The 25,683-nt window shown below is 61.4% G+C and carries 20 protein-coding genes and 1 riboswitch; of the genes, 8 read left to right on the forward strand and 12 right to left on the reverse strand.

Annotation, left to right across the window (positions count from 1 at the left end; all coding sequences use genetic code 11):
- Positions 1 to 41: 41 nt before the first annotated feature.
- Positions 42 to 138, reverse strand: a riboswitch (TPP riboswitch).
- A 235-nt stretch (positions 139 to 373) separates the two neighbouring features.
- From ACJJVH_RS23145 to ACJJVH_RS23155, 3 genes are all read left to right on the forward strand, one after another.
- The gene (locus tag ACJJVH_RS23145; protein ID WP_015342994.1) at positions 374 to 520 is read left to right on the forward strand and encodes a DUF1127 domain-containing protein; all 147 of its coding nucleotides are present in this window, start codon (positions 374 to 376) and stop codon (positions 518 to 520) included.
- 566 nt (positions 521 to 1,086) lie between these two features.
- Positions 1,087 to 1,962 (forward strand): glutathione-dependent disulfide-bond oxidoreductase, encoded by an 876-nt coding sequence (gene yghU, locus ACJJVH_RS23150; protein ID WP_113405642.1) that lies wholly within the window; start codon positions 1,087 to 1,089, stop codon positions 1,960 to 1,962.
- A gap of 213 nt (positions 1,963 to 2,175) precedes the next feature.
- Positions 2,176 to 3,783: a hypothetical protein gene (locus tag ACJJVH_RS23155; RefSeq protein WP_412065258.1), complete on the forward strand. Its 1,608-nt coding sequence runs from the start codon at positions 2,176 to 2,178 to the stop codon at positions 3,781 to 3,783.
- Positions 3,784 to 3,841: 58 nt separating this feature from the next.
- Here the strand turns inward: ACJJVH_RS23155 and ACJJVH_RS23160 are convergent, their stop codons facing one another.
- Together ACJJVH_RS23160 and ACJJVH_RS23165 are read right to left on the reverse strand one after the other, a co-directional pair.
- Positions 3,842 to 5,215, reverse strand: coding sequence for a sigma-54-dependent transcriptional regulator (locus tag ACJJVH_RS23160; RefSeq protein WP_112799986.1), 1,374 nt, complete (start codon positions 5,213 to 5,215; stop codon positions 3,842 to 3,844).
- Entirely contained in the window at positions 5,212 to 7,089 is a 1,878-nt protein-coding gene (locus tag ACJJVH_RS23165; RefSeq protein ID WP_412065259.1) for a sensor histidine kinase, read from the reverse strand. The genes ACJJVH_RS23160 and ACJJVH_RS23165 overlap by 4 nt, the downstream gene beginning before the upstream one ends.
- 216 nt (positions 7,090 to 7,305) lie before the next feature.
- Between ACJJVH_RS23165 and ACJJVH_RS23170 the strand changes: the two genes are divergently transcribed.
- From ACJJVH_RS23170 to ACJJVH_RS23185, 4 genes are all read left to right on the forward strand, one after another.
- The gene (locus tag ACJJVH_RS23170; RefSeq protein WP_113357552.1) at positions 7,306 to 8,634 is read left to right on the forward strand and encodes a dicarboxylate/amino acid:cation symporter; all 1,329 of its coding nucleotides are present in this window, start codon (positions 7,306 to 7,308) and stop codon (positions 8,632 to 8,634) included.
- 426 nt (positions 8,635 to 9,060) lie between these two features.
- Positions 9,061 to 9,306 carry a helix-turn-helix domain-containing protein gene (locus ACJJVH_RS23175; protein WP_112799990.1) on the forward strand — a complete coding sequence of 82 codons (246 nt, stop codon included), beginning with the start codon at positions 9,061 to 9,063 and terminating at the stop codon, positions 9,304 to 9,306.
- A gap of 403 nt (positions 9,307 to 9,709) precedes the next feature.
- A complete protein-coding gene (locus ACJJVH_RS23180; RefSeq protein WP_112799992.1) occupies positions 9,710 to 10,441 on the forward strand; it encodes a response regulator transcription factor in 732 nt (243 codons plus the stop codon).
- Positions 10,438 to 11,703: an ATP-binding protein gene (locus tag ACJJVH_RS23185; protein ID WP_112799994.1), complete on the forward strand. Its 1,266-nt coding sequence runs from the start codon at positions 10,438 to 10,440 to the stop codon at positions 11,701 to 11,703. Before ACJJVH_RS23180 ends, ACJJVH_RS23185 begins: the two co-directional genes overlap by 4 nt.
- A gap of 497 nt (positions 11,704 to 12,200) precedes the next feature.
- On the opposite strand, the gene ACJJVH_RS23190 is transcribed toward ACJJVH_RS23185, so the two are convergent.
- The 4 genes from ACJJVH_RS23190 to ACJJVH_RS23205 form a co-directional block, all read right to left on the reverse strand.
- A complete protein-coding gene (locus ACJJVH_RS23190) occupies positions 12,201 to 14,156 on the reverse strand; it encodes a MacB family efflux pump subunit (protein ID WP_412065260.1) in 1,956 nt (651 codons plus the stop codon).
- Positions 14,157 to 14,159: 3 nt separating this feature from the next.
- Positions 14,160 to 15,476: an efflux RND transporter periplasmic adaptor subunit gene (locus tag ACJJVH_RS23195; protein ID WP_412065261.1), complete on the reverse strand. Its 1,317-nt coding sequence runs from the start codon at positions 15,474 to 15,476 to the stop codon at positions 14,160 to 14,162.
- Positions 15,477 to 15,480: 4 nt separating this feature from the next.
- On the reverse strand, positions 15,481 to 16,971 hold the full coding sequence (locus ACJJVH_RS23200; RefSeq protein WP_412065262.1) for an efflux transporter outer membrane subunit: 1,491 nt from the start codon (positions 16,969 to 16,971) through the stop codon (positions 15,481 to 15,483).
- A 292-nt stretch (positions 16,972 to 17,263) separates the two neighbouring features.
- Entirely contained in the window at positions 17,264 to 17,893 is a 630-nt protein-coding gene (locus tag ACJJVH_RS23205) for a hypothetical protein (protein ID WP_412065263.1), read from the reverse strand.
- Between the two features lie 403 nt (positions 17,894 to 18,296).
- Here ACJJVH_RS23205 and ACJJVH_RS23210 point away from each other — a divergent pair, with 403 nt between their 5' ends.
- Positions 18,297 to 19,442, forward strand: coding sequence for a M24 family metallopeptidase (locus tag ACJJVH_RS23210; RefSeq protein ID WP_412065264.1), 1,146 nt, complete (start codon positions 18,297 to 18,299; stop codon positions 19,440 to 19,442).
- Positions 19,443 to 19,465: 23 nt separating this feature from the next.
- Here the strand turns inward: ACJJVH_RS23210 and ACJJVH_RS23215 are convergent, their stop codons facing one another.
- From ACJJVH_RS23215 to ACJJVH_RS23240, 6 genes are all read right to left on the reverse strand, one after another.
- Positions 19,466 to 20,524 (reverse strand): sn-glycerol-3-phosphate ABC transporter ATP-binding protein UgpC, encoded by a 1,059-nt coding sequence (locus ACJJVH_RS23215; RefSeq protein WP_113370948.1) that lies wholly within the window; start codon positions 20,522 to 20,524, stop codon positions 19,466 to 19,468.
- A 4-nt stretch (positions 20,525 to 20,528) separates the two neighbouring features.
- Positions 20,529 to 21,359 carry a carbohydrate ABC transporter permease gene (locus ACJJVH_RS23220; protein WP_112800005.1) on the reverse strand — a complete coding sequence of 277 codons (831 nt, stop codon included), beginning with the start codon at positions 21,357 to 21,359 and terminating at the stop codon, positions 20,529 to 20,531.
- A gap of 3 nt (positions 21,360 to 21,362) precedes the next feature.
- Complete coding sequence (locus tag ACJJVH_RS23225) at positions 21,363 to 22,295, reverse strand: carbohydrate ABC transporter permease (protein ID WP_112800007.1); 933 nt, start codon at positions 22,293 to 22,295, stop codon at positions 21,363 to 21,365.
- Between the two features lie 88 nt (positions 22,296 to 22,383).
- Positions 22,384 to 23,643, reverse strand: a complete 1,260-nt coding sequence (locus ACJJVH_RS23230) for an ABC transporter substrate-binding protein (RefSeq protein ID WP_112800009.1) — start codon at positions 23,641 to 23,643, stop codon at positions 22,384 to 22,386.
- A gap of 40 nt (positions 23,644 to 23,683) precedes the next feature.
- Positions 23,684 to 24,850 carry a PLP-dependent transferase gene (locus tag ACJJVH_RS23235; RefSeq protein WP_113503097.1) on the reverse strand — a complete coding sequence of 389 codons (1,167 nt, stop codon included), beginning with the start codon at positions 24,848 to 24,850 and terminating at the stop codon, positions 23,684 to 23,686.
- The gene (locus ACJJVH_RS23240) at positions 24,847 to 25,542 is read right to left on the reverse strand and encodes a FadR/GntR family transcriptional regulator (protein ID WP_112800013.1); all 696 of its coding nucleotides are present in this window, start codon (positions 25,540 to 25,542) and stop codon (positions 24,847 to 24,849) included. The genes ACJJVH_RS23235 and ACJJVH_RS23240 overlap by 4 nt, the downstream gene beginning before the upstream one ends.
- Between the last annotated feature and the right edge of the window lie 141 nt (positions 25,543 to 25,683).

The raw sequence follows: 25,683 nt of genomic DNA on the forward strand, positions 1-25,683 counted from the left end.
TTCAGGCGGAGCGAGACGCGAGGGGACGACGTGCTGTGCCTGCAAGGTCCCGAGCGACTTCCTCCGCCAGCATGATCTGGTTCAGGTTCGAAGGGTGCTTCTCAGCCCGCCGGATGGCGGACGCCCCTGTCTCTCATCTCTTCCTTTTCGCAGACAAAGCCGGCGCTGTCACCAGCAAATCGCAAATGCCACGGCGACGGGCGGCGAGGGCAGGTTGCCTCGTTACGCGGCGATCCATGCAATAGACGCATGGGTGCAGTGAGCTCTTGGCTCTGCAAAAAGCGCGGGATCGGGACTATATGTTTCTCATCGAAGCGAACGGAGCGCCAAGGACGGCAGCCCGGCTTCGAAAGCCCGAGGAAAGGGGATCATCATGAACGTAGCACGCTCTTTCAACAACTGGCGCAAGTATCGTCAGACGGTCGCCGAATTGGGCCGTATGTCTACGCGCGAACTGCATGACCTGGGTATCGATCGCGGCGAAATCCGCAATGTCGCCCGCGCAGCCATCGCTCGCTAACGGCCGCAACGGCACCTTATAAAGCTGCATTACGCCAGCGCCTGCTTCCATCCGAGCAGGCGCTTTTGTTTTGTGAATATCGTAGCCGGCGCTGGCCGCATTCGCTGAAAATCCCGTCAGCTCAGCCTTCCGCTTTTCGCATAGCGCATAACTGCCCTGCAAAGAAATGCCTATGAACTGAGCAAAAGACTGGTATTCTCATCCCCATCGAAGCGATGCATCTCCTCCCGCATCCCTTCGCTTGGCAGACGTCCTACTCCTCCTCCCAGGGACGGCTGCAGGAACAGCGGAACTCCTCCTCCCATCCGCTGTTCGGTTCTTGTAGAAAGCCTGCCGCACCTCCTCCCGCGGCAGGCTTTTTTCATTTCGGCCATCGAACGAATCTCCGGCAAACCATCTTCGATTGTTCTTCGCCGGTGCAATGCAGATCACAGGCCCAGCCGCTTGTGTCGAAAGCCGCGCGGACTCCTCTCGCAAAAATGAACAGCCGCCCCTATGTCCGGCATATGTAGCGCGCTACATCGAAGACCGACCCCAAAACCTGATTCCCGAACAGGAGGATGCCCATGACCGGTTCTGCCGACTATACGCCGCCGAAGATCTGGACCTGGAACAAGGCCAATGGCGGCCAGTTCGCCAACATCAACCGTCCGATCGCCGGGCCGACCCACGACAAGGAATTGCCTGTCGGTCGCCATCCCCTTCAGCTCTATTCGCTTGGAACGCCCAACGGCGTGAAAGTCACCATCATGCTCGAAGAGCTGCTGGCGCTTGGCCATAGCGGTGCGGAATATGACGCCTGGCTGATCAAGATCGGCGAAGGCGATCAGTTCGGCAGCGGTTTCGTGGATGTGAATCCCAATTCGAAGATCCCGGCCTTGCTGGACCGCAGCGGCCCGAAGCCGGTTCGCGTCTTCGAATCGGCCTCGATCCTCATGTATCTCGCCGAAAAGTTTGGCGCCTTCCTGCCTGCCGAACAGCCGGCGCGTGCCGAGTGCCTGTCCTGGCTTTTCTGGCAGATGGGCAGCGCGCCCTATCTCGGCGGCGGTTTCGGCCATTTCTATGCCTATGCTCCGACGAAGATCGAATATGCGATCGACCGCTTCGCAATGGAAGTGAAGCGCCAGCTCGACGTGCTCGACCGTCGTCTGGCCGAGAGCGAATACATCGCCGGCAGCGATTACACGATTGCCGATATCGCCATCTGGCCGTGGTACGGCGGCTTGGCCAAGGGCTGGCAGTACGGCGCGGGCGAATTCCTGCAGGTGCAGGACTACAAGAACGTTCAGCGCTGGGCCGACCAGATCTATGCGCGGCCGGCCGTCAAACGCGGCCGCATGGTTAACCGCATGTCGGGCGATCCGTCCGAACAGCTGCGCGAGCGCCACGACGCCAGCGATTTCGAAACCAGGACGCAGGACAAGATCGCAGCCGCAGGCTGACGAACAATTTGATGCTCATTCTTGCGAACTCGCGGTCTCAGGGCCGCGAGTTTTTTATTGCATTCGCCACTGAACCCCGGCCGCCCACGGCCAAGTCAGCCTCGCTCAATCTTGCCCGGCGTAATGTTCGGCTGCCGAGGCTGTCTTGCCCGGCATGAACGCGGTGCGATCAGGCAAAGCGTTTCGACTTTGGTCAAAGAGGAATGCTACTTCATGCAGCAGGTTGCTGACGATCGAGCCCTGGATAAGAACATCGCCGCGGGCTTGCTATCGAGGCAATCGAGCGCGGAACGCGCAGCGCTTTTGAACTGCCTGATTTCGGGCGGCGACGAACGGCTGGATTGCGATGCGGTCAGCGGCCTTAACATGTATGGCTATGGCCCGTCGCCTCGGCCAAGGGATTTCGCCTTCGGCTCCTCCACCGCGTCGACCATTTCCGCCAATGCCTTTGCCGTGGTGGAGTCCTACTATGCGCGTCTGATGCGCGAAATGGAATCCGGTTCGGCCGCCGCCGTCTATGAGCGTGAAGTCGAAAGACTGCGCTGCGACCTGTTGCGGATGCTTGGGCTCGACCAGCCAGCCGAACAACCGCGTATCGATGCCATCCTGGCGACATCGGGCACCGATATCCATCTCTTCGCCGCTTCGCTTCTGGCCCGAGAGGACGGCCGGGCCTTGATGACCATCACTCTGATGGGGAACGAGACGGGCAGCGGCGTCATGACCGCTTCGGCCGGCCGGCATTTCATGGGGCGTGTCAGTAGCGACCGCGTGGTTGCCAAGGGCGAGGAACTGCGGGCCGGCGACGCGACGCGTAACGCGACCATTGCCGTGCGCAACAAGGACGGTTCCCTGCGCGCCGACAGCGAAGTCGAGGACGAATTGCGGGGCCTGATCGAGCTTGGCCGCGCGGCAGGGTTGAGATGCCTGCTCGTCGTGACCGATGTTTCCAAGACAAGTCTGTTGGCGCCGAGCCTGGAAAGCGTGCTGCGTCTCAAGGCGCGTTTCGGCGATGTTCTCGATATCATGATAGACGCATGCCAGTTCCGCCTGTCGGCGGCGACGATCCGCGCCTATCTGGCGCATGGCTTCATGGTGGCCGTAACAGGCTCGAAATTCCTGGCGGGGCCGATTTTCAGCGGTGCGCTTCTGTGCCCGCCGCAAATGTCGATGCGCTTCAGGAACCGCCCTCTGCCGGCGGCCCTCTCCGATTATTGCGGCAAAGCCGAGTGGCCGCAGGGTTGGGCAGCGCGCGATACGCTGCCGGAGCGCGCCAATTTCGGCCTGCTCCTGCGCTGGAAGGCGGCCTTGTTCGAGCTTGAATCCTTTGCCGCAATTCCGCAGGAGCAAGTCATTGCCGTCCTCTCGGCCTTTGCCGAGGCGGTGGTCGCCCGGCTTGCCGGCGACCCTGCCTTTGCGTTGCTGGATAGCCGGCCGCTCGACCGGCACTGCCTCTGGGGAACACCGGCGATCCGCCATTGGGACGAAATTCCGTCGATCTTTTCGTTCTATCTGCGCAATGCCAATAATGCCGGCGTGCTGAACGCAGTCGAGACCGCGGCCGTCTACAAGGAACTGGCTGTCGAGGAAGATGGATTTGCGGCGGTGCGCCTCGGCCAACCCGTACGCTGCGCCGATTTCGGCGATGTGCCGGCAAGTGCCCTGAGAATCTGCCTGAGCGCGCCGCTCGTCGTTCACGCTTGCGAAAGCGCCGAGGCGCTTGCCGGCCTTATAGAGCAGGCCATGATCGTGCTCGACCGCACGGCCGAGATTGCAGCCCGGCATGCTTCCGCTTCCGCCGCGCGGCTTGCGAGTGCATAGCGCGTTTCCGTTTCAGACGGCGCCGGAATTACCCTGATATCGCTTTTCGGGAGATCCGTCAGTTTCGCCGGTCATCGCCGTCGAGGCCGGCGAAATCGCCTCGGACGATGCCGTGGCGTTGCAGCTTGTCGTAGAAGGTCTTTCTCGGAATGCCGAGCGCCTCTATCGTCTTGCGCACATCGCCATTGTTCTGTTGCAAGCTCTCCCGAATGAGTTCGGCTTCATATCGCTCGACACGGGCGGGTAGCGAAAGCCCCGCATCGATGGCAGGCGCCTTTGCCGGCTTCGGCAGGGCGGTCGCCTCCAGCCCGAGCACGAAGCGCTCGGCGAAATGCGAGAGTTCGCGCACATTGCCCGGCCAGTCATGCTGTTGCAGATGTCGGTTAACGGCAGCGGAGATTGCCGGCGCCTCGCGCTTGAAGCGGCTGGCAGCACGCTCGGCGAAATAGCCGAAGAGCAGGGGAATATCGTCGCGCCGCTCACGCAGCGGCGGAATGGAAAGGGTGACGACGTTGAGGCGATAATAAAGGTCTTCACGAAAATCACCGCGCTGGCCGGGATCGCCGAGATCGACCTTTGCCGCCGCGACCACCCGCAGATCGACGGGACGGACGTCGTTGGTGCCGAGCGGCGTCACTTCGCGCATTTCCAGCACGCGCAGCATCTGCACCTGGATCGCCGGCGGCATGCTTTCGATTTCGTCGAGGAACAGGGTGCCGGCGCTCGAATGCTCGATGCGTCCGATGCGTTTTTTCTGCGCGCCGGTGAAAGCGCCAGGCTCATGGCCGAAAAGCTCGCTTTCGATCACGGTTTCGGGCAGGGCACCGCAGTTCAGCGCGACGAAATTGCCTTTGGCGCGGCGGCTCCAGCGATGGAGCAGGCTGGCCACCACTTCCTTGCCGCTGCCCGTTTCTCCCGTCACCAGCACATCGACATCCGTATCGGCGATCTGCCGCAGCGTGTGGCGCAGGCGATCCATGGCCGGGGTCTGGCCAATCAGCGGCAAATCGCCCTGAGCCTGTTCGGCCGCCTGCCGCAGGGCTCGGTTTTCCAGCACCAGCCGTCGCTTCTCCGCCGCGCGCCGCACGCTCTGCACCAGCCGGTCCGTGGCGAAAGGCTTGGCGATGAAATCATAGGCGCCGTCCTGGATGGCCTGCACGGCCATCGGGATATCGCCGTGACCCGTTACCAGAATGACCGGCAGATCGCCGTCAAATCCTTTGATGTGCGCGAAAAGCTGCTGCCCGTCCATCTGCGGCATGCGGATATCGGAGACGACCACACCGGCAAAACCGGGGTCCAACGCGGCGAGAGCATCGGTTGCCGCCGAGAAGGCGGAAACGTTGAAACCCGCAAGTTCGAGGGTCTGCTTCGTTGCCCGTAACAGATCCTTGTCATCGTCGATGAGGAAAACGGGCGAGCTATCATTCATGACGTGGCCTTGCGCAAATGGATGGTGAAGCGGGTGCCGCCGCCGTTGCTCTCGACATCCATCCGCCCTCCGTAGTCGACGATGATGTCCTTGGAAATGACCAGGCCGAGACCCAGTCCCTTTTCCTTGGAGGTATTGAAGGGCGTGAACAGCGAATCGAGGATCGCCGCCGGAATGCCGGGCCCGTTGTCCGAAACCACGATCTCGATTTCACTCGAAGACTCGCGCACCGACACGTCCACCTTTGCCCGGTCACGACCCTCCAACGCTTCCAGCGCGTTCTGGAAGAGGTTGATCAGAACCTGTTCCAGACGGATGCGCGTGCCGACGACGCTCAATCCGGTCGGCGGCAAGTCGATCCTGAGCGCATCGAGGCGGCCGGCAAACCGGCTTCTCAGCAGGACGACGGCGCCTTCGATCACGCTTCTGACGTCCACGGGTTCCGGCGCGGTCCTTCCCTTGCGGGCAAAGGCTTTCAGCTCTTCGGTGATGGTGCCGATGCGCTCCGTCAGGGCCGCGATCGCCGAGAGGTTTTCCTTGACCGGCCCGGTCTGCTGCCTGTCGAGGAAAATATGCGCGTTCTCGGCATAGGCGCGAATGGTCGCGACGGGCTGGTTGAGTTCGTGCGCGACGCCGGCTGCGACCTGGCCGAGAATGGCAAGGCGATTGGCCTGTACGAGATCCTGCTGCACGCCCTGCAGCTTGGCTTCCGTCGCCCGATGATCGGCAATCTCCGCTTCCAGCCGATCGCGGGCACGGCTGAGATCCTCCGTCCGCTCCAGAACGCGACGCTCCAGTTCCTCGCGGGCGATCCTGCTGACGGCGATCTGCATGGCGGAGACGTCGCGCCGGCGCAGGAGGAATGCGGCAAAGGCAAGAATCGGCAACAGCGCGGTGAGGGTGAGGAAGCGCGTCTCGCGCACGGAGGAGGCGATCGCCTGATCGGTCGGGATGAGGTAACCGAGCTGCCATGGCGTGGACGGGATCGCGGTCGTCAGCCGCAGATATTCGGCGGCGCTGTTGCCCGGAAGAACGGCGCGCACGATGGTCGCGTCGGGTCCAACGCTCGTCGAGCGGCCGATCGGCAGGGGCGAGAGCGGTGCTGCACCGAATTGCAGGCTCTTGCGAATGGCCGCGGCCTCCTCGCGGTCAAGCGGTGCCGTGGTCATGAAGCGCCACGAAGGCAGGCTGGTGATGAGGACGACGCCATGTTCGTCGGTCACGTAAGCCGGGCGGCCGGTCTCGCTCCAGTCCGCCTCCAGCTGATCGAACTCCATCTTCACCACGACGACGCCCAATGCCGAGCCCGCATCGCCGACCCGGCGGGAAATATAGAGGCCGGGGCGGTTGCTGACCGTCCCGAGTGCGTAGTGCTCGGCGGTTCCCGTTTCCATCGCCTTGCGGAAATAATCGCGAAACGAATAGTCGTTGCCGACGAAGCTCAGCGGCTCCTGCCAGTTGCTGGAGGCCATGGCAACGCCATCCTTGCCGGTGACGTAGAGCACGGACGCGCTCGTGCCGGAAACCAGGCTTTCCAGTTTGCGGTCAAGGGCGACGACCTCGTCGGTGCGCTGATCGGCGAGCGCATCCCGCACCTGCTGGTCGTCGGCCAGCAAGAGCGGCAGGGCGCGGGGGCGTTCGAGCACCGCCCGCAGGAGCGCGACTTTCAGGTTCGCATCCGTATGCCCCTGCCTTTGCAATGCCTCGATTGCGGAGAGGCGGCCATAGAAGCTCGCGCCATAGAGGGCGGCCGCGACGATGGCGGCGCACAGAAACGCAAAAACAAACCAGAGCCGGCGGGAGCGCCGGCCCAGTTGCTCGGGCGTCAAAAATCGTTCGGTGGCCGGGCGCTGCAGCATCGGCGCATTGTGCATGATTTCGCGCGTACGGCAAATCAATCTGTGCGGATTCTCGCACGAAAGAAGAGGGAGGTCACCTTTAGGAATAAGTAAACTTCATAAAAATCAGATACTTATCTATGCAATCGCGAATTGGCACGCACATTGCAAAGGCGGAGGAAACAGTCGGAGGCTGTTGAATTCTAGTCGCCCGGAGGGCCGAGAGATCGGTTGGGCTTAACGGAGGACATCATGATTGCTCCCATCGCTGCCGCTGAACCGCACGGCAAGCTCCCCTTCTACCGGCACCTCTACGTGCAGGTTCTCACCGCTATCGCCGCCGGCATCCTGCTTGGTCATTTCTATCCGCAGCTCGGCGCATCGATGCAGCCGCTCGGTGATGCCTTCATCAAGCTGGTGCGCATGGTCATCGCACCCGTGATCTTCCTGACGGTCGCCACAGGCATCGCCGGCATGTCCGACCTGAAGAAATTCGGTCGCGTCGTCGGCAAGTCGTTCATCTACTTCCTGACCTTCTCGACCTTGGCCCTGATCGTCGGCCTTATCGTTTCGAATGTTCTCCAGCCGGGCGCGGGCATGCATATCGATCCGGCCTCGCTGGACACGAAGGCCGTCAGCAAATATGCGGCGCAGGCCCATGATGCCTCGGTCGTCGGCTTCCTGATGAACATCATTCCGGACACGATCGTCGGTGCCTTCGCCAAGGGCGATATTCTGCAGGTGCTGTTCTTTTCGGTCATCTTCGGCATCGCGCTCGGCGCTTCCGGCGAGCGCGGCCGCCCGATCGTCGATTTCCTGCAGGCGCTGACCACGCCGATCTTCCGCATGGTTGCCCTGCTGATGAAATTCGCGCCGATTGGCGCCTTCGGCGCCATGGCCTTCACCATCGGCAAGTACGGCATCGGCACGATCGCCAACCTGGCGTTCCTGATCGGCACTTTCTACCTGACCTCGCTGCTGTTCGTGCTCATCGTGCTCGGCGCCGTCGCCCGCTACAACGGCTTCTCGATCCTGGCTCTGATCCGCTATATCAAGGAAGAGCTGCTGCTCGTCCTCGGCACCTCGTCTTCGGAGGCGGCACTGCCGGGCCTGATGAACAAGATGGAACGTGCGGGCTGCAAACGCTCGGTCGTCGGCCTCGTCATCCCCACAGGCTATTCCTTCAATCTGGATGGCACCAACATCTACATGACCTTGGCGGCGCTGTTCATCGCCCAGGCAACCGATACGTCGCTGTCGCTCGGCGACCAGATCCTGCTGTTGCTGGTGGCCATGCTGAGCTCCAAGGGCGCAGCCGGCATCACCGGCGCAGGCTTCATCACCCTTGCCGCCACTCTTGCCGTCGTGCCGTCCGTTCCGATCGCCGGCATGGCGTTGATCCTCGGCATCGACCGCTTCATGTCGGAATGCCGCGCCCTGACGAATCTCGTCGGCAATGCCGTTGCCACCGTTGTCGTCGCTCGTTGGGAAAACGAGCTCGACCGGACCAAGTTTGCTGCCGCGATGGCGGGGCAATTGAGCGAGGACATAGAGGTGCCTGCCTTGCAGGCCGCCGAATAAGCTTCGCTCCATCCTCCCAAGGATGAAACGGCCCCGCAAGGGGCCGTTTCAGTTTGTGTGCGCGCACTTTCATGTGCCCGGCCGTCGGAAGATCCGCAGGGCGAAGGGCAGGAAATAGCCCTTATCCACACGGGCGCCTTATCACGTCTTGGTGATGAAGAATGGGGGCGATTGGCGGCGCAGCGGTGAAGAAATGCGATTTTTGTAACTATGACGTGCGGTTGTCATCACTGAATATTAAGATAGGACATAAGCCGAGAGCTGGAGGATTGGCAGCTATGCGCTTCCGTGCTTGCCCTTGCCGCATTGATGCCTATATTGACCGAGCGTTCGGCCGCGTCTGTTTAGGTCGATATGCCTCATGGCTGCAATAGCTGCCTTCACCCGGCAACGAAACGGCCGGCGGACTTTGGAAGGAGAAATTTCATGTCCATTACTCCGAACAATATCGATAGTTCAAAAGCTTCCACCGTTCCCCATGGCGAAATCGCTGCTGCCGTGCGGCAGGCGCGTGAAGCTATCGGTTACACGGTTGACGACCTGTCTGAAACCTGTGGTCTCACCAGTGAGGAAATCACTGAGATCGAGGCCGGTGCGGAAGCCGATCCGGCCAAGCTTCGGCGCATTGCCCTCGCATTGCAGGTTCCGCCGTCGACTTTTTTCGTAGTCTGAACGAGAGGCGCACTTCGGTGCGCCTTTTCGACTTCCGTCGCGCGGAAACCCCACGAATTTTTTTACGTTATCGATTGCAATTCAACCGCGCATATTCTCGCGCACTTCCATTCATATCCCCGCATTGTGAGGGTGCTTCGGCATGGTTTTCCCATGCGGAAATGCGGCGATCGCCCGCCTGCACGCCGACTGACGGCTCGACAGGGCAGGTTCCCCCGCGCCCAGCTCGATCTGCGCTGCCATTTTTTCGCTTCAGGCATTATTGTGTTGCTCAACATTTCCGGCGCCGGGAATTTTGTAAACCAATGTTTCGCCGCCCCAATTTTCCGTATTAGCGCCGCAAACCCCTTCTTTTCAGAGAACTGATAGTTTGTATAAGGGTTGGGAAAACGGAATGAAGCCTATGAACGCGACTGCCGCACCGGATATTCTGATAGTCGATGACGATCACGAGATACGCTCGCTCCTGAGCCGCTATCTGGAGGAGCAGGGTTTTCGCGTATCGACGGCGAGCGATCTTCGCGGATGCAACGATGCGCTCAACCGTCGCCAGCCGGACCTGCTGGTGCTGGATGTGATGCTCCCCGACGGATCGGGCCTCGATCTATGCCGCGATCTGCGGAACCGCCGTCCCCGGGTTCCGGTCATTCTGCTGACTGCCTTGAAAGAGGACATAGACCGTATCCTCGGCCTTGAGATCGGCGCCGACGACTATCTCGGAAAGCCGTTCAATCCGCGCGAGCTGGCCGCTCGTATCCGGGCCGTCCTGCGCCGCACGAACGAGGATTCGTCCTCGGAGCCCGAGCAGAGGCGCTATCAGTTCGCAGACATGATGCTTGACCCGCAACTTCGTCGGGTGAGCAGGGACAATGGCGAGGTTATCTCGCTGACAGGCGCCGAATTCGATCTTCTCAAGGCGTTTCTGGAGCGGGCAGGACGATTGCTGTCGCGCGATCAACTGCTGGATCTGACGCAGGGGCGTGATCGCGATCCTGCCGACCGCTCGATCGACGTTCTGATGAGCCGCCTTCGCCGCAAGTTGGGAGAAACTGCGGAAGAGCCGATCTTCAGGACGATCCGCAATGGCGGCTACCAGCTCGTCGTTCCGGTAACGGCCGTCAAGGGCGAATTATGAGGTCGCTTGGCGCGCGCCTGGCGCTGCTCCTGTTGACGGCCATCGTTCTGGTGGTCATTTCCTCATCCTTCGTGGCAAGTCTCGTCATGCGCGGGCCTCGGCCGGACATGACCGTCGAGCGCATGGCCAGGCAGCTTTCCATTCTGGCGACCTTCGCCGAGAAGGATAGAGCCACGGCGGCGGCGGCGGGACTGGTCGTTGCGCCCATGCCGGCGGAAGGCCAGCGCGACGAGGAACTGTCCCGCTTTCTGATGGAGGCGCTGCTTCGTATTGCCGGCATGCGCGACGCGGTCATATCGCGTCAATCGACCGGAGAGATGATCGCGTCGCTGAAACTTTCCGACGGCAACTGGCTGATCACCCCAATGCCGCAACACGGTCCGCCGCCGGATGGCTGGAAGGTGCTCGTGGGGTGGCTCGGCCTCATCATCATCGGCAGTGTGCTGGTTTCCATTTTTGCCGCCTCGAAGATCATGAAACCGCTGCGCCTGCTGGAAGAGGCCGTTGCCGCGGTGAATCCGGACGGCACATTGCCGCATATACCGGAAACCGGCCCCGGCGAGATTCGGGCCACCGCGCAAGCGCTCAACGGCCTGTCGGCCAGGGTGAAGGCAGCCACCGAAAGCCGCATGCGGCTCGTTGCCGCCGCCGGGCACGATCTGCGGACGCCCATGACCCGGATGCGCCTGCGGGCGGAATTCATCGCCGACGATGAGGAGCGACGCAAGTGGCTTGCCGATCTGGAGGAACTCGACATGATCGCCGACAGCGCCATCGGCCTCGTTCGGGAGGAGATTTCCAAGGACAGCCTCGAGCAGGTCAGGCTCGACAGGATCGTCCAGGACATCGTCACGGAACTGACTGCGATCGATTTGAATGTCAAGCACGGCGAACTGGAGCAGGCAACGATCTGCGCGGGACCGCTTGCCATCACCCGAGCATTGCGCAACCTGCTCATCAATGCCGCCACGCACGGCAAGTCGGCAACCGTGACGGTGACGCATCTCGGCAACCGGGCCGTCGTGAGAATCGTCGACACCGGTCCAGGCATTCCGGAAGACCGGCTGAACCAGGTATTCGAACCCTTCTTCCGCATCGACATAGCAAGGCAAAGATCCTTCCCCGGTGCCGGCCTCGGAATGGCGATAGCGCGTGAGATCATCACCCGGTTCGAAGGGGAAATCACCGTGCGCAACCGCCAGCCCAAAGGGCTGGAACAGGTGGTGTCGTTCAAAAGTGCCGACGCCAAGACGGCAGGTTAGGGCGATACCGGAAAAAGCGTGCAGCGGCTTTCCGTCCGAAACTGCGGCAGCAAAGAGAGGGAGCGATCCGGCGATTCCGTGAAGAACGGAACCGGCCCGGCACAGGCAGCCCGATCGAATCGATATCCGGATACAGCCTCGGCTCCCGTCGAAAACGTGGCTCTGTTCAGCCCGGAATCCCGTGAAAGCCGGACTTTACTTGTGTAGTGCACTCGAAAATACGGTAAGCGGCAATATTCATAGTAAAGCAGCAGAATTTGCTAAATAACGTCATTCGGATAGAAAAGCCGAGACACCAAATGTCATCAAAATGCCCTGTTTCAGCAATGTTCGGAAATGTTGCGGGCATCAACTGATGTAAAATTATGGCCGGTCAGCAGCTTGGCTCGAGCAGGCTTTGATCGCCCCGCATACCCGGCTTCGCCATGACGCCCCCAACACGAATGGCGAAGCCGGATTGCTTTTCCGGCCCCGCCACTCCGTTTTTTCTGAAAATATCAATCTCTCGATAGCGCTGCTACGGGATCGAGCAACGAGGCGTTACGCGCCGGCAGGTAGCCGAAGGTCAGGCCGATCGCGCAGGAGCACGCGAACGCCAGGATGATCGAGCCGGCCGAATAGATCAGCGTGAAGCTGGATCCGAAATGATTGAAGGCGAAGCCGAAGCCTAGCGCCGTCGCGATGCCGAAAGCACCACCCAGCAGACAGACCAGCACCGCTTCGATCAGGAACTGCTGGAGAATGTCCAGACGTCTCGCGCCGACAGCCATGCGCACGCCGATTTCCGCAATGCGCTCCGACACCGAGACCAGCATGATATTCATGACCCCGATGCCGCCGACCAGCAGCGAGATCACGGCGATCGCCGAGACGAGGAGCGTCATCGTGCGGGTCGTGCTGGTGATGGTCTGGCGAATGTCGTCGGTGTTGAGAATGAAGAAATCCCTGGTGCCGTGGCGGCGCTCCAGAAATTGCGTAACGGCCGTCTCCGCCGTCGAGCTCTCGGTATTGTCGGCGACGCGCACGGTGATACTGCGCAGCGACATGTCGCCGAGGAGGCGTGCCTGGACGCCGGTGTAGGGCAGGTAGACGGAAAGGTTGTCGCTGGAGCCGAAGCCGCCTTGCTGCGAGGCGATGACGCCGATGACGCGCACGGGGACCTTGCCGACCAGGATCGTTTGACCGACCGGATCGAGGCCCCTGTCGGTGAACAAGGTCGTCGCTGTGTTTTGATCGATCACCGCATCCTGCGACAGCCGCCGCACGCTGTCGGCGTCGAAGAGCTTGCCGGCGACCAGCTTCGACCCCTTCACAGAGAAATATGCGTCGCCGACGCCGTTGATGAGGGCATTCGCCTCGGTCGAACCGAAACGCACGGTGCTGCTTGTCGAGACGGTCGGCGTGACGGCGGCGACATAGGTCAGTTTCGCAAGCGCGTCGGCGTCTGCGACCACCAGGGTCTTGATGCGCCCCGAGCGCGTGTCGCCGAAGCTCTTTCCGGGAAAGATTTCGAGCGTATTCGTGCCGAGGCTGTTGATATTTTCCAGCACCTTGCGCTGCGATCCCTCGCCGAGCGCGATGACGCTGACGACGGATGCAATGCCGATGACGATGCCGAGCATGGTCAGGAACGTACGCAAACGATGGGCCTTGAGCGCAAGGATCGCCATTCGGAAGGCTTCCGCCAGCCGGCCGGCCATTTCCTGCCAGACGGATTTGCCGAAGCCGGTTTCGGCCGCGGAGACTTGCGACGGATGGGCCGCCTTGCGCGTGCGTCGATCGGCAACGATCCGCCCGTCGGAAATCTCGATGATGCGATCGGCACATGCGGCAACGTTCATGTCGTGGGTGACGATGACGATCGTATGGCCTTCGGCGTGCAGCTCGCCAAGGATGCGAAGAACCTCCTCGCCGCTCTGCCGGTCGAGTGCGCCGGTCGGCTCATCGGCAAGGATCACGTTGCCGTTGTTCATCAGGGCCCGGGCTATCGAAACTCGCTGCTGCTGACCGCCCGAAAGCTGGCCGGGGCGGTGGCTGCCCCGCTCACCCATGCCGAGACGCTGGAGAAGTGCCGCCGCGCGGGCCCGCCTCGTTTCACCCGGCTGCCCGGCGTAGATCGCGGGCACTTCGACATTGCCGATCGCCGTCAGTTCGGAAAGCAGGTGGTAGCGCTGGAAAATGAAGCCGAAATGCTCCCTGCGCAGTTTGGACAGGGCGTCGCTGTCCAGGCGATGCGTCTGCGCGCCGACAATCGCATAGGTGCCATCGGTCGGGCGGTCCAGCAGGCCGATGATGTTCATCAGCGTGGATTTGCCCGAACCGGAAGGCCCGACGATGGCAACCATTTCGCCTTCGGCGATCGACAGGTCAATATCCTGCAGGACCGCAATCGTGCGGTCTCCGGATTGATATTCCCGGCGCACGCCTTTCAATTCGATAATGGGGGAAGACATCGTTCAGAACCCCATTGGTGGTGGCGGGCCGCCGTTGTTGTTGCTCTTGGCCGTCGTGGCGCTTGCCTCGCCGATCACGACCTTCTCTCCCTCCGACAGGCCGGAGCGGATTTCGGCCGAGACATTGTTGTTGAGACCGACCGTGACCGCATGCCGGCTTCGCTCGCCGTCGTCATTCACGACTTGAACGGCGTAGGAGCCGTCGGCCGACTTTGCGCCGAGCGCGGAGGAGGGGATGACAAGGGCATCCTTGGCCCGGCCGAGAACGATGTGAACCTCCGCCGACATATAGGTGCGGAAGTAATTATCGGGGTTCGGCACCGCAAACACGCCGTTGTAATAGATCGCGGAGGACGAGGATGACGATGTCGTACTGCTGCTCGACGACGTTGTGCTCGACGACGAGGTGACGCTGCTGTCGCTGGTGATCGATTCCGGCGCCGGCTCGATCGACTGCAATGTTGCCTCATACCGGGTGCCCGGATCGCCGAGAATAGTGAAATAGACCGGCTGTCCTACCTTGACCTTGACGACATCGGCTTCCGAGATTTCGGTGCGGACGATCATGGTGTCGAGTTGTCCGAGGATGACGATGGTCGGCGCGGATTGTGCGGCGTTCACCGTCTGACCCTGCTGGTTGACGATGGCAAGCACCGTGCCATCCATCGGCGCGGTGATGCGCGTGTAGGAGAGGTTGGCGCGTGCGGTTTCCACCGCGACTTCGGCCGATGTGATCTGCGCGTCGATGGCTGCGATCTGGGCCGTGATCTTCCTGACGCTCGCTTGCGCGCTATCGAGGTCGGCTTTGGAGCCGGCCTGATTGCGGAATACCGTCTGCTGGCGGACGAGCGTCAGCTCCGCATTCGCAAGTTCGGCCTCGCTCTCCTGCCGCTGTGCCTTGATGTTCGCCAGGGACGCCTGAGCGGTCCTCAGGTCGTTGCTTTGTGTGGTCGAGTCGATTTCGGCAACCAGCGTATCCTTCTTCACCGTATCGCCGAGCTTGACGTGCAGCGCGGTGATCCGTCCGGAAACCTGCGCGCCGACGGCAACCAGCTTGGCCGGCCTGAACGTACCGGAGGCGAGCACCGCCTCCTCGATGTCGCCGCGCGTGACCGGCGCCGTGATGGCCAGCGTGGTCTGCTGGTCGAAATAGCCATAGTGGAACGAGAGAAAGCCAATCGCGGCGAGCGCAAGGAGTGCGACAACCAGCAGATGCCGCATTCCGACACGCGGGCGCGATGGAGATTTCGCGGGAGCAGCCTCCTTGGCGCGTTTCGGACTGACGGTCGCCGGTGCTTTATGGTCCAGGGTGTTCAGCATGAGATTACTTTGCCATGGTCAGGTGCGGGCCGGTGTTGGTGTCGATGACGGCCGGGGTCGAGGCGTCGACCTGCCCGTTCCAGCCACCGCCCAGCGCCTTGTTGAGGGCGATATAGTCGGTGGCGATCGACGCCCGGCTTTGAATGACGGATTCCTCGGCGCTGTAGAGCGAGCGCTCGGCATCGAGCACATCGAGAAAATCGGTGACGCCGGCCTTGTTGAGCGTCCGCGAAAGATCGGAGGCACGGCGATAGGAGCTGCTGGAGGAGACGAGCTTGACGTATTTCAAGCGCTCCTGGGTCAGCGAGACCACGGCGTTTTCGACATCCTCCATCGCCGACAGGACGGCCGCCTGATAGGCAATGAAGTATTGATCGCGCTCGGCCTTGGCAACATCGACGGCCGCCTTGAGCTGACCGCCCTGGAAGAGCGGCACCGTCAGCGACGGGCCGAGCGACCAGCCGATGGAGGATTTTTTGGCGAGATCGCCGATGCTGGCGGCGGAAGATGTGATGTCACCAGTCAGTGAAATGGATGGATAGCGATTGGCTTCGGCCTGGCCGATCTTCGCCGTATATTGCGCAAGCTGCCGCTCCGCGAGGCCAACGTCCGGCCGCGACACAAGGATGTCGGCGGGAATGCCCGTCGCAACATTCATCTTCGGACTTGGGATCGGTCCTCCGGCCTTGAGCGTATCTTCCAGTGCCGCGGGCGGTTTGCCCAGCAATACGCTCAGGCGATGAACCGCTTCGACATAGGAAATCTGGTAGGTCGGGATGTCGGATTCCGTGCTGGCGGCCAGCGCATCGGCCTTGGCGGTATCGACGCCGGTGGCGCTGCCTGCCTGATATTCCGCATGCGTCAGCGCCGCGCTCTTGCGTTGCGATACGGCGGTGCGCCTGGCCAGATCACGCAGCGCCTGATATTCGCGCGCCTGTACATAGTAGGATGCGACGTCGCCGATCAGCGTCAGCATCGTATCGCGCAGCTGCTCGTCGGCAACATCGACGCCATACTTTGCCGCCTCGGCCGCGCGTTTGTTGCCGCCGAAGAGATCGAGCTCCCAGCTGGCGTCGAAACCTCCCTGATAGATCGTGGAAAATGTCGCGTCGGATGTGCCGCTCTCGGTCGCGGAGGTGCGTGAGCGTGTTCCGGAACTGCTTGCCTCCACCGTCGGAAACAAGGTTCCTCTCTGTTCCCGGTAGGTGGCCCGCGCTTCGCGGATCTTGGCCTTGGCGGTCGCCACGTCCAGATTGCCGGCGATCGCTTCCTCGATCAGCGCGTCGAGCGTCGGATCCTTGAGCTGCTTCCACCATTGCGACAGCTGCGGCGCCTTCGAAGGTTTGGAGCTGGTCTTGCCGGCCCAATGAGACGGCATGGCAAGATCCGGCGTGCGGTAGTCGGGGCCTACGACGCAGCTTGTCAATGCGCTGGCAAGCCCGACGGCAAGGGCGATACTCGACAGCCCTTTGTATGAACGCAAATATGTCGGCAAGATTTCTATCCCTGATCGTTGGTCTTTTGTGCTGGCCTTCGGCGAGGCCGGGACAGGCGACGGAGCGTTTCGGGAAGCGATCTGCTGTCTTCCACGGGAAGAACGATGGTGCTCGCACGCCTTTGGTCCGGGAGCGCCGGGCGGGGCGCTCCCGGACCATTCGGCTCCTGGTGGAGCCGCTCCTTCCAACCGACAGGGGCGTCCGGGGGGATCTCAATCGGTTGGAGGCGGAGAGAAAATGGTCTCAGTCGATTTTGCAGCGGGATGTCCCTGGCCTGACCTCTATCGTCGTTCAGCGAAACGCATGCGGGCCGGGAACGAGCGATCGTTCGGCGTCCTCGAGCTTGGTGAGCTGATCCGATGTCAAAACGTTGCGGAGCGTGGCCGCCTTGTCCTTGAGAACGGCGGCCTTGGCGGCGCGCTCCAGCGCGCGCTCGGCAATATGCTCGCCGAAGAGTTGCGCCGGCTTACCCGCATCATGGTCGGCCTGAGGGGGAGCGACGTCCTCGCCGCTGGGCGGACCGGGCGGCCGATGCCCGGGGGGCGTCAGAAAATCCGTCAGCGCGCTGGTGTAATCTCTCCAGGCATCAAGCTGGGCGCTGCGGATACCGATGAGCGTCTCCATCGCGGATAGCTCGCCTGCGAGTTCCAGAGCCGGGTTGCCCCCGTGCGGGAAACCGCCTGGCGGTTCATGCGGCGGCATGGGCATGCCATCGCCGAAAGCCATCATCGGCCCATGGGGATGCGGGCCGGGCCAAGGCTCGCCGCCGCCCGGCATGCCTGCCGGCGCAGGTTGAGCAGCCTCTGTAACGGCAGGCGCCTGCGCGCCCGGCGCGACGGCCGGCTCCGCGGCATAAGCTGCGGCGGTCATGCCGCCGACGACTGTTATCAATAAAGTTGCGACGATATATCGTTGCCTCATGATCAGTGCCTTCATTACGATTAACTGATGCCGAGGCTAACGAGGCTGTATGAATGCAATACGTCCGTATGTTTCTGCGTATTTCCCGGAAAAGGAATATTGCGAACGAAGTTTTCTACGAGCCCGGCGGCAACATTTTTTTACATTTTTCTTCGCGTGGAGACGCAATGCTTTGGCTTTTGGCCGGATAAGCGCCGAATCCTGACGCGGTGATCGCCATTCTGTCGATTCTCTCAGCTTCGAACCTATCTTGCCGTGCGGGCGGCAACGCGGTGCGCAGACGCCGGCAATGCTGAGCATTTTCCTTGTCGACAATTTGCCCACAAGAGGAATAGTGTCGGCGGCATCGCGCCTCATACGAAATGAAAATGCGCAAGACCGAAAGAGTTGAGGAGAGTAAAAAATGTCGTGGCACCATTCAGTCCCCCGGATCACCGAGGAAGAAAGGCAGCAGCGCCTTTCGCGCCTTCGCCAATTGCTCGACACGCAGGGACTGGCCGGCATGCTGCTCGGACCGACCGAGAGCCTGCGTTATTTCACCGGCCTCATCTGGCATGCGAGCGAGCGATTTTTGGGAGCACTGGTCACGCCGACCGAGCTTTATTACATCGTCCCGGGCTTCGAACGCAGCCGGGTCGAAACCCTGCCGCATCTGCCGGCGGAAATCCTCGAGTGGCAGGAAGAGGAGAGCAGTGCGGCATTGATCGCGCGCGTGCTCGGCAAGACAGGTACTTTGGCGCTCGACGACAACATGCCGCTTTACTTCTACAATGCGTTGGCAGCGGAGATTGGAGCCGAAAGGCTGGCGAACGGCGGGCCGCTCATCAACAGCCTGCGCCGGATCAAGTCTCCTGCCGAAATCGCGCTCATACAATATGCCATGAACCTGACGCTCGATGTGCACAGGCAGGCGCATGCCTTGCTCAAGCCGGGGATTCGCGCCTCTGAAGTGGTCGAGTTCATCGACCGGCGGCATCGCGAGGCCGGCGCCCATGGCGGCTCGACCTTCTGCATCGTGTCCTTCGGCGAGGCCACATCGCTGCCGCACGGCGCCAACGGCGACCAGACACTCGCCGAAGACGACGTCATCCTCGTGGATACCGGCACCCGCATCGATGGCTATCACTCCGACCTGACGCGGACGTACAAGCTGAAAAGCGGCGACAGCGCCTTCGAGGACGCCTGGGCGATCGAGCGCGAGGCGCAGCAGGCCGTTTTCGATGCCGCAAAACTGGGTGCCGCCTGCTCCAGCCTGGATGACGCGGCGCGAGCGGTACTGGAAAAGTACTCGCTCGGCCCCGATTACGCGCTGCCCGGATTGCCGCACCGTGCCGGTCATGGCCTCGGACTGGAAATCCACGAGGAGCCCTATATCGTGCGCGGCAATGCGACGAAGCTCTCAGCCGGCATGTGCTTCTCGAATGAGCCCATGATCGTCTTTCCGCAGAAATTCGGCATCCGGCTCGAGGATCACATCTATATGGCGTCGGACGGCCCGCACTGGTTTACCCAGCCTTCCAGGGGGCCGACCGAACCCTTCGCAGATTGAAAATTTTCAGGGAGGGGCGGCGGTCAGGCCGCCCTTTTTCCTTCCTCGTCGAAGACGTGCAGATATTGCGCCGGAAAAGCAACGTTGACCTTGGTGCCTGCACTCAGTGCGCTGCGATCCAGCGTGAACACCTTGAACGGCAGGCCATGCAGCGAAAGATGCAGGATGATGCCGAAGCCGGTGGGTTCGATGAGTTCGACATCGGCGGCCATATCGGACGGATTGGACGACAGCACGACATGCTCCGGGCGAATGCCGAGCGTCACTTTTGTACCGGCCGCCATTGTCAGGGATTGCGGAAGAGAAACGAGTGTGCCGTCCTTGAGCTTGACCCCATTTCCCTCATAGATTGCGTCGAGGAAGTTCATGCCGGGCGAGCCAATAAAGCCGGCCACGAAGAGATTGGCCGGGCGATCATAGAGCTCAAGCGGGCTGCCGACCTGCTGCACCACGCCGCCATGCATGGCGACGATGCGGTCGGCAAGCGTCATGGCTTCGATCTGATCGTGGGTGACGTAGATCGACGTTGCTTTAAGATCGCCGTGCAACTTCTTGATTTCAGCACGCATCTGCTCCCTCAACCGTGCATCGAGGTTCGAAAGCGGCTCGTCGAAAAGGAAGGCTTTCGGCTGGCGTACGATGGCGCGACCCATGGCGACACGCTGCCGCTGGCCACCGGAGAGCGCCTTCGGGCGGCGTTCCAGCAGCGGATCCAGACCGAGCTTTGCCGCCGCGTTGGCGACGGCCTTGGCGATGGTTTCCTTCGCCATCTTCCGCAGCCGCAGGCTGTAGCTCATGTTGCCGGCCACATTCATATGCGGATAGAGCGCGTAGGACTGGAACACCATGGCGATGTCGCGATCCTTCGGATGCAACTCGTTGACCCGATTTTCGGCAATGCGGATCTCTCCGCCGCTGATGTCTTCAAGTCCGGCGATCATCCTGAGCAAGGTGGACTTGCCGCATCCGGACGGACCGACGAGAACGACGAACTCGCCGTCCTTGATCCGAAGGTCGATGTCGTGCAGCACCTGCACATGGCCGTAGGCCTTCTTGACGTTCTGAATATCGATCGATGCCATGTGACTAACCCTTGACCGCGCCGGCCGTCAGACCCTGCACGAGATAGCGTTGGATGAGCAGGAAGAAGAGTGCCGCCGGAATGAGCGCCATGACGCCCGCCGCCATCATCTGCCCGAAATCCACGGAGAATTTCGAGACGAAGGTGAGAAGCCCGACGGGGAAGGTCGCGGCCTGGTTGCCGTTGATCAGCATCAACGCAAAAAGCAGTTCGCTCCATGCCGCGGTGAAGACGAAGCCGAGGGTTGCCGCGATGCCGGGCAGGGTCAGCGGCAGGATGATCTGCCGGAATGCCGTGAACTGCGTGGCGCCGTCGATCATGGCAGCCTCCTCCAGATCCTTCGGAATGCCGTCGAAGAAGGACTGCATCAGGAAGGTGGCGAAGGGGACGTTGAAGGCGGTGTAGACGATGACGAGCCCGCTCAGGCTGTTGGTCAGATGCAGCGGCGTGAGGATCTTGAAGATGGGCGCGACGAGCATGACCAGCGGAAACATCTGGGTCAGCAGCATCAGGGCCACGATCCAGTATTTGCCGCGGAAATTGAACCGCGACAGCGCATAGCCCGACAGCGAGGCGCAGATGGTGACTGCGATCGCCGTCGAGGCGGAAACGATCAGGCTGTTCTTGAAGAAGGTCGGGAAATCGCTGTGCTGCAGCACGAAGGAATAATGCTCCCAGGTCGTGCGCGAAGGCCACATGCGTACGCCTTCCGTATAGAGCAGGTCGTTCGGCGTTACCGAAACCTTGAGCAGCCAGAACAGCGGAAAGAGCGCGAAGACGACATAGCAGAGGATCGCCAGCCGATGCGCAATGGTGGGGAGAATGGATCGTCTCATGGCTCAATCCTTCAGCAGGGTCTGCCGCAGCAGGATGATCAGCATGGAATAGGCAAGCAGCAGCACCAGCAGCACCAGGGCGATGGCCGAGGCATAACCGAAATCCAGCCGCTTGAATGCCTGCGTGAAGATGTAGCTTGCAACGATCTGCGTGCGGTCCGCGGGACCGCCGCCCGTCATGACAACGATCAGATCGGCGAAGTTGGACACCCAGACCGTGCGCAGCAGCACGGTGATGGCGATGGTCGGGGCGAGGAAGGGGAGCGTGATCGAGCGGAAACGCTCGAACCAGCCGGCGCCGTCGATCGAGGCGGCCTCATAGAGATCGCGCGGAATGGCCTGAAGAGCCGCCAGAAGCGTAATCGCGAAGAAGGGAATGCCCCACCAGACATTGGCGACGATCGGCCCCCACATCGCGTAGCTTGGATCGGACAGGATGTTGCCCGGCTCGCTCATCAGGCCCATGCCATACAGCCAGTGCGGTATCGGCCCGATCACCGGATTGAACAGCCAGGACCAGTTGAGACCCGCGAGGAAGGAGGGAACCGCCCAGGGCAGAAATACCAGCGCCTGCACGAGGGACCTGCCGACGAACGGCTTGTCCAGCAACAGCGCCAGGATCAATCCGAAGATGAATTGCAGTGCCACGGAAGCGCCGGTCCACCATAGCGTGTTCTTCAGAGCCCAGTAGAAAGCGCTGTCTTTCGAGAGATCGCGGAAGTGCTCCAGGCCGATGAAGCCGCCGGAAAACGGATTGAGCAGCTGAATATCGCGAAAGGCATAGGAAATACCGATCGCCAGCGGCACCAGCATCACGGCGATGATGAGGATGAGGGCAGGGGCGCTGTAAAGATAGGGCTCCGAGGCGTCGGCGAGGCGCTTCAGCCACGTCCTGCGATCGTGACGCCTGTCGAGCGTGTCGGCGATGGAAGTCATCTGCTAAGGTTCCCGTTCGCGGCGTTCAAACGCCGTCTGTTTCAAAGGGTAAAAGCGGCGGCGGATCGCTCCGCCGCCATGATGCGGACTATTTCTTGGCCAGGAACTTCTGCTGGGCCTTGGTCAGGTAGTCGGCCCATTGATCGGCAAGATCTTTCGCCGAGATATCGCCGAGCAGCGCCTGCTGCGACGTCTTGATGGCGAGCGAATCCTTGAAGAAGGCGAATTCCTCAAGATAGGTCGGCATCACGGTGGGAACGGTGTCCTTGTCGGCCAGTTCCTGGAACCAGCCCTTGAACTGATCGCCGGCATAGAAGGGGTCCTTTTCCGCCGCCGTATAGGCCGGCAGGGCACCGATCTTCTTGTTCCAGATGAGATTGCCTTCCGGTCCTTCGAGCGTCGCGATCAGCTTCCAGGAAAGCTCCTTGTTCTGGCTGTTGGCAAACATCGACCAGCCGCCGTAGCCGATGGTCGGGAAGGATTTGCCATCCGGCCCCTTCGGCAGCGGCGCGACGCCGAAATCGTCCTTGTTCATGCGTTCGGCGACGGCGATCAGCGCGTCCGGGTCCTGATCGAGGAAGGCGCAGGTGCCGGAATAGAAGCCGGCGACGACTTCGTTGAAGCCCCAGTTGACGCTATCCTTCGGCGCATAGCCCTTCTTGTAGAGATCGACCATCCATTCGATGCCCTTGGCCCAGCCGGGGCTGTTCATGGTCGAGGTGCCGTCGTCCGTGAAATACTTGTTGTCGCCGGCCATGGAGGCTGCGAAAATCATCCAGCCGTTGAGCCCGCCCGGACCGCCGCGCATGCAGTAGCCGTATTTGCCCGGCAGCTTGGAGATGGCCTCGGATGCCTTGACGAACTCGTCCATCGTCTTCGGCGGCTCGGCGATGCCGGCGTCCTTCAGGATCTTCTTGTTGTAGAACATGGCGCGCAGATAGAAGCCGTAGGGCAGCATATAGGCGGTGTTCTTGACGTAGCGGCCGAGTTCCAGCGCCCGGGGCGTCAGTTCCTTCGTATGTTCCCACTTCGCCAGGTAGGGCTCCAGGCTTTCGAGCATGCCGTTGTTGCCATAGAGCGATACCCATGTGTCGGGCATTTCCATCACGTCGGGCGTGTCGCCGGCGGAAACCATGGTGGCGAATTTCTGGAAGGCTTCATTCCAGGGCAGGGAGATGATGTCGACCTTGGTGCCGGGATTTTCGGCCTCGAACTTGGCGACGATCGACTTGAGCGTCTCGGTACGCTCCGGGCTCGTGATGACTTCCACAAGCTTCAGCGTCGTATCGGCAAAGGCGGTTCCGGCCATCATGGCGGTAAAGAGTGCTGCTGTTATCAGTCTTTTCATGCTGGTTCCCCTTTTAGGTTTTCCTCTCAGATTGATGATGTCACGAGGCGGCGGCGATCGCCTCCTCGAGTTCCTTCCATAGTGCCTCGGTTCCTTCGAGGCCGACATGAAGACGTACGGAACGCGGATCGATGCCGAAGGTATGCGCCGAATTCGGCTGCGCCTTCTGCTGCAGCACGACTTCGCCCGGTACGATCAGGCTCTCATGCCCGCCCCAGCTCACGCCCAGCTTGAAGAGCTTGAGGCGATCGGCGAAGGCGCGGACATCGACGCCTTCGCGGAAGACGAACGAAAACAGGCCCGAGGTGCCGTTCAGGCCGGCAGGCAGGCGATTGGCGAGACCCGGATGGCAGACCTGCTCGACGACATCGAGTTCCTGCAGCCGCCTGGCGATCGTCATGGCGGCGGCCTCATGCGCCTTCATCCGGATCGGCAGCGTGCGCAGGCCGCGGATCAGCAGCCACGCGTCGAAGGGTGAAAGCTTGCCGCCGAGATAGGGATAGGCTTCGGCCTTCAGGCGCGCGATCATTTCCTTCGAGCCGGCAACGACGCCGGCGACCACGTCGCTGTGTCCGCCGAGATATTTGGAGGCGGAGTGGATGACAAGGTCGACGCCGAGCTTCAGCGGCTGCTGGAAATAGGGCGTCGCCCAGCTGTTGTCGATCATCGAGACGACGCCATGCTGCCTGGCAAGCGCGGCCAGCGCGCCGACATCATGCGCCTCCATGACCCAGCTGGTCGGGCTTTCCATGTAAAAGACCTTGGCGCCGGGAAGCGCCTTGGCGACAGCCTCCTCATCGCGGCCGTCGACATAGGTCACTTCGACCTTCATGCGCTTCAGAAGCGTGCCGAACAGGCGAAAGGCATCGGGATAGACATGCTTGACCGCAACGATCCGGTCGCCGGGCTCCACGAAGCTCAGCACGGCCGACGAGATCGCCGCCATGCCGCTGGCAAATCCGAGCGCATCCTCGCCGCCTTCGAGCTTCGCCAGCATCTCCTCGAACATACGCACCGTCGGATTGAGGCCGCGCGTATAGATCGGGCGCACTTTCTCGCCGCGATAGGAGGCAATCATCTCGTCGTAGCTGGAGAAGGTGAACAACGAGGTCTGGAAGATCGGCGGCACGACAGCCTCGGCGAAATTGCCGTCGTCATGGGCTGTGATAAGGGAGGCAAGTTCGAACGGCTCTAGCCCGTCAGTCATTTGGACATTTCCTTGATGTCTTCCTCGACGACGTCGAGAATCTTCAGTGTTTCGGCGCGCGCCGCCTCGGGGTCGCGGTCGACGATCGCGTTGAACAGCGTGCGGTGATAGGGAAAGGACCGGCGGGCAAAATCCAGCCGGTCGAAGGGATGCTCCCAGAAGCGCTCGAAGGTTTCGCGCATCTGCTCGAGAAGCTGCTTGAACAGGGGATTGTGCGTGGCGTCATAAACGGCGAGGTGGAACGCAAGATCCTCAGGCCCGGACGTGCCCTTGGCCATATGGACGCGCTCCATCTCGTTGAGCTTCTGTTCGATGATGGCGATATCCTCATCGGTCCGCTTTCTTGCCGCCACCATGCCGGCCTCGCACTCGATACCGCGGCGGACCTCAAGCGTCTGCAACAGCGCATCGCGCAGATGCGACGGGTTGAGGGAAAGCGGCATGTGGATCGTCGCTTTCGACACCGGCTTCAGCAGATAGGTGCCGCTGCCCTTGCGGGTTTCCATGACCCCGAGAGCCTGGAAATAGGTAATCACCTCCCGGATGGTCGAACGTCCTACCGAAAGCGCCGCCATCAGCTCGCGCTCCGTCGGCAGTCTGTCGCCGGCCTGCAGCTTCGACGCCTCGATGAAGGTCGACAGCGCCTCGATGACTTGCTGCGTCCGGTCTATGGAAGGAAGAGGTGTCAGCATTGGTTTCGTCATGGGATGATAAATTGGTCTGACATCTGCCATCAGGTCAATCCCTTTTTTTGCGCGATCCGCTTTTTTGCCCCTTAAATTTCCGGGGAAGAAACTGTGCTGCGTCGGAAATGGTTTACGGCCTTCAAGTGC

The organism is Rhizobium sp. SYY.PMSO, from assembly GCF_046840415.1.
In the GTDB taxonomy this organism is placed as follows: domain Bacteria; phylum Pseudomonadota; class Alphaproteobacteria; order Rhizobiales; family Rhizobiaceae; genus Rhizobium.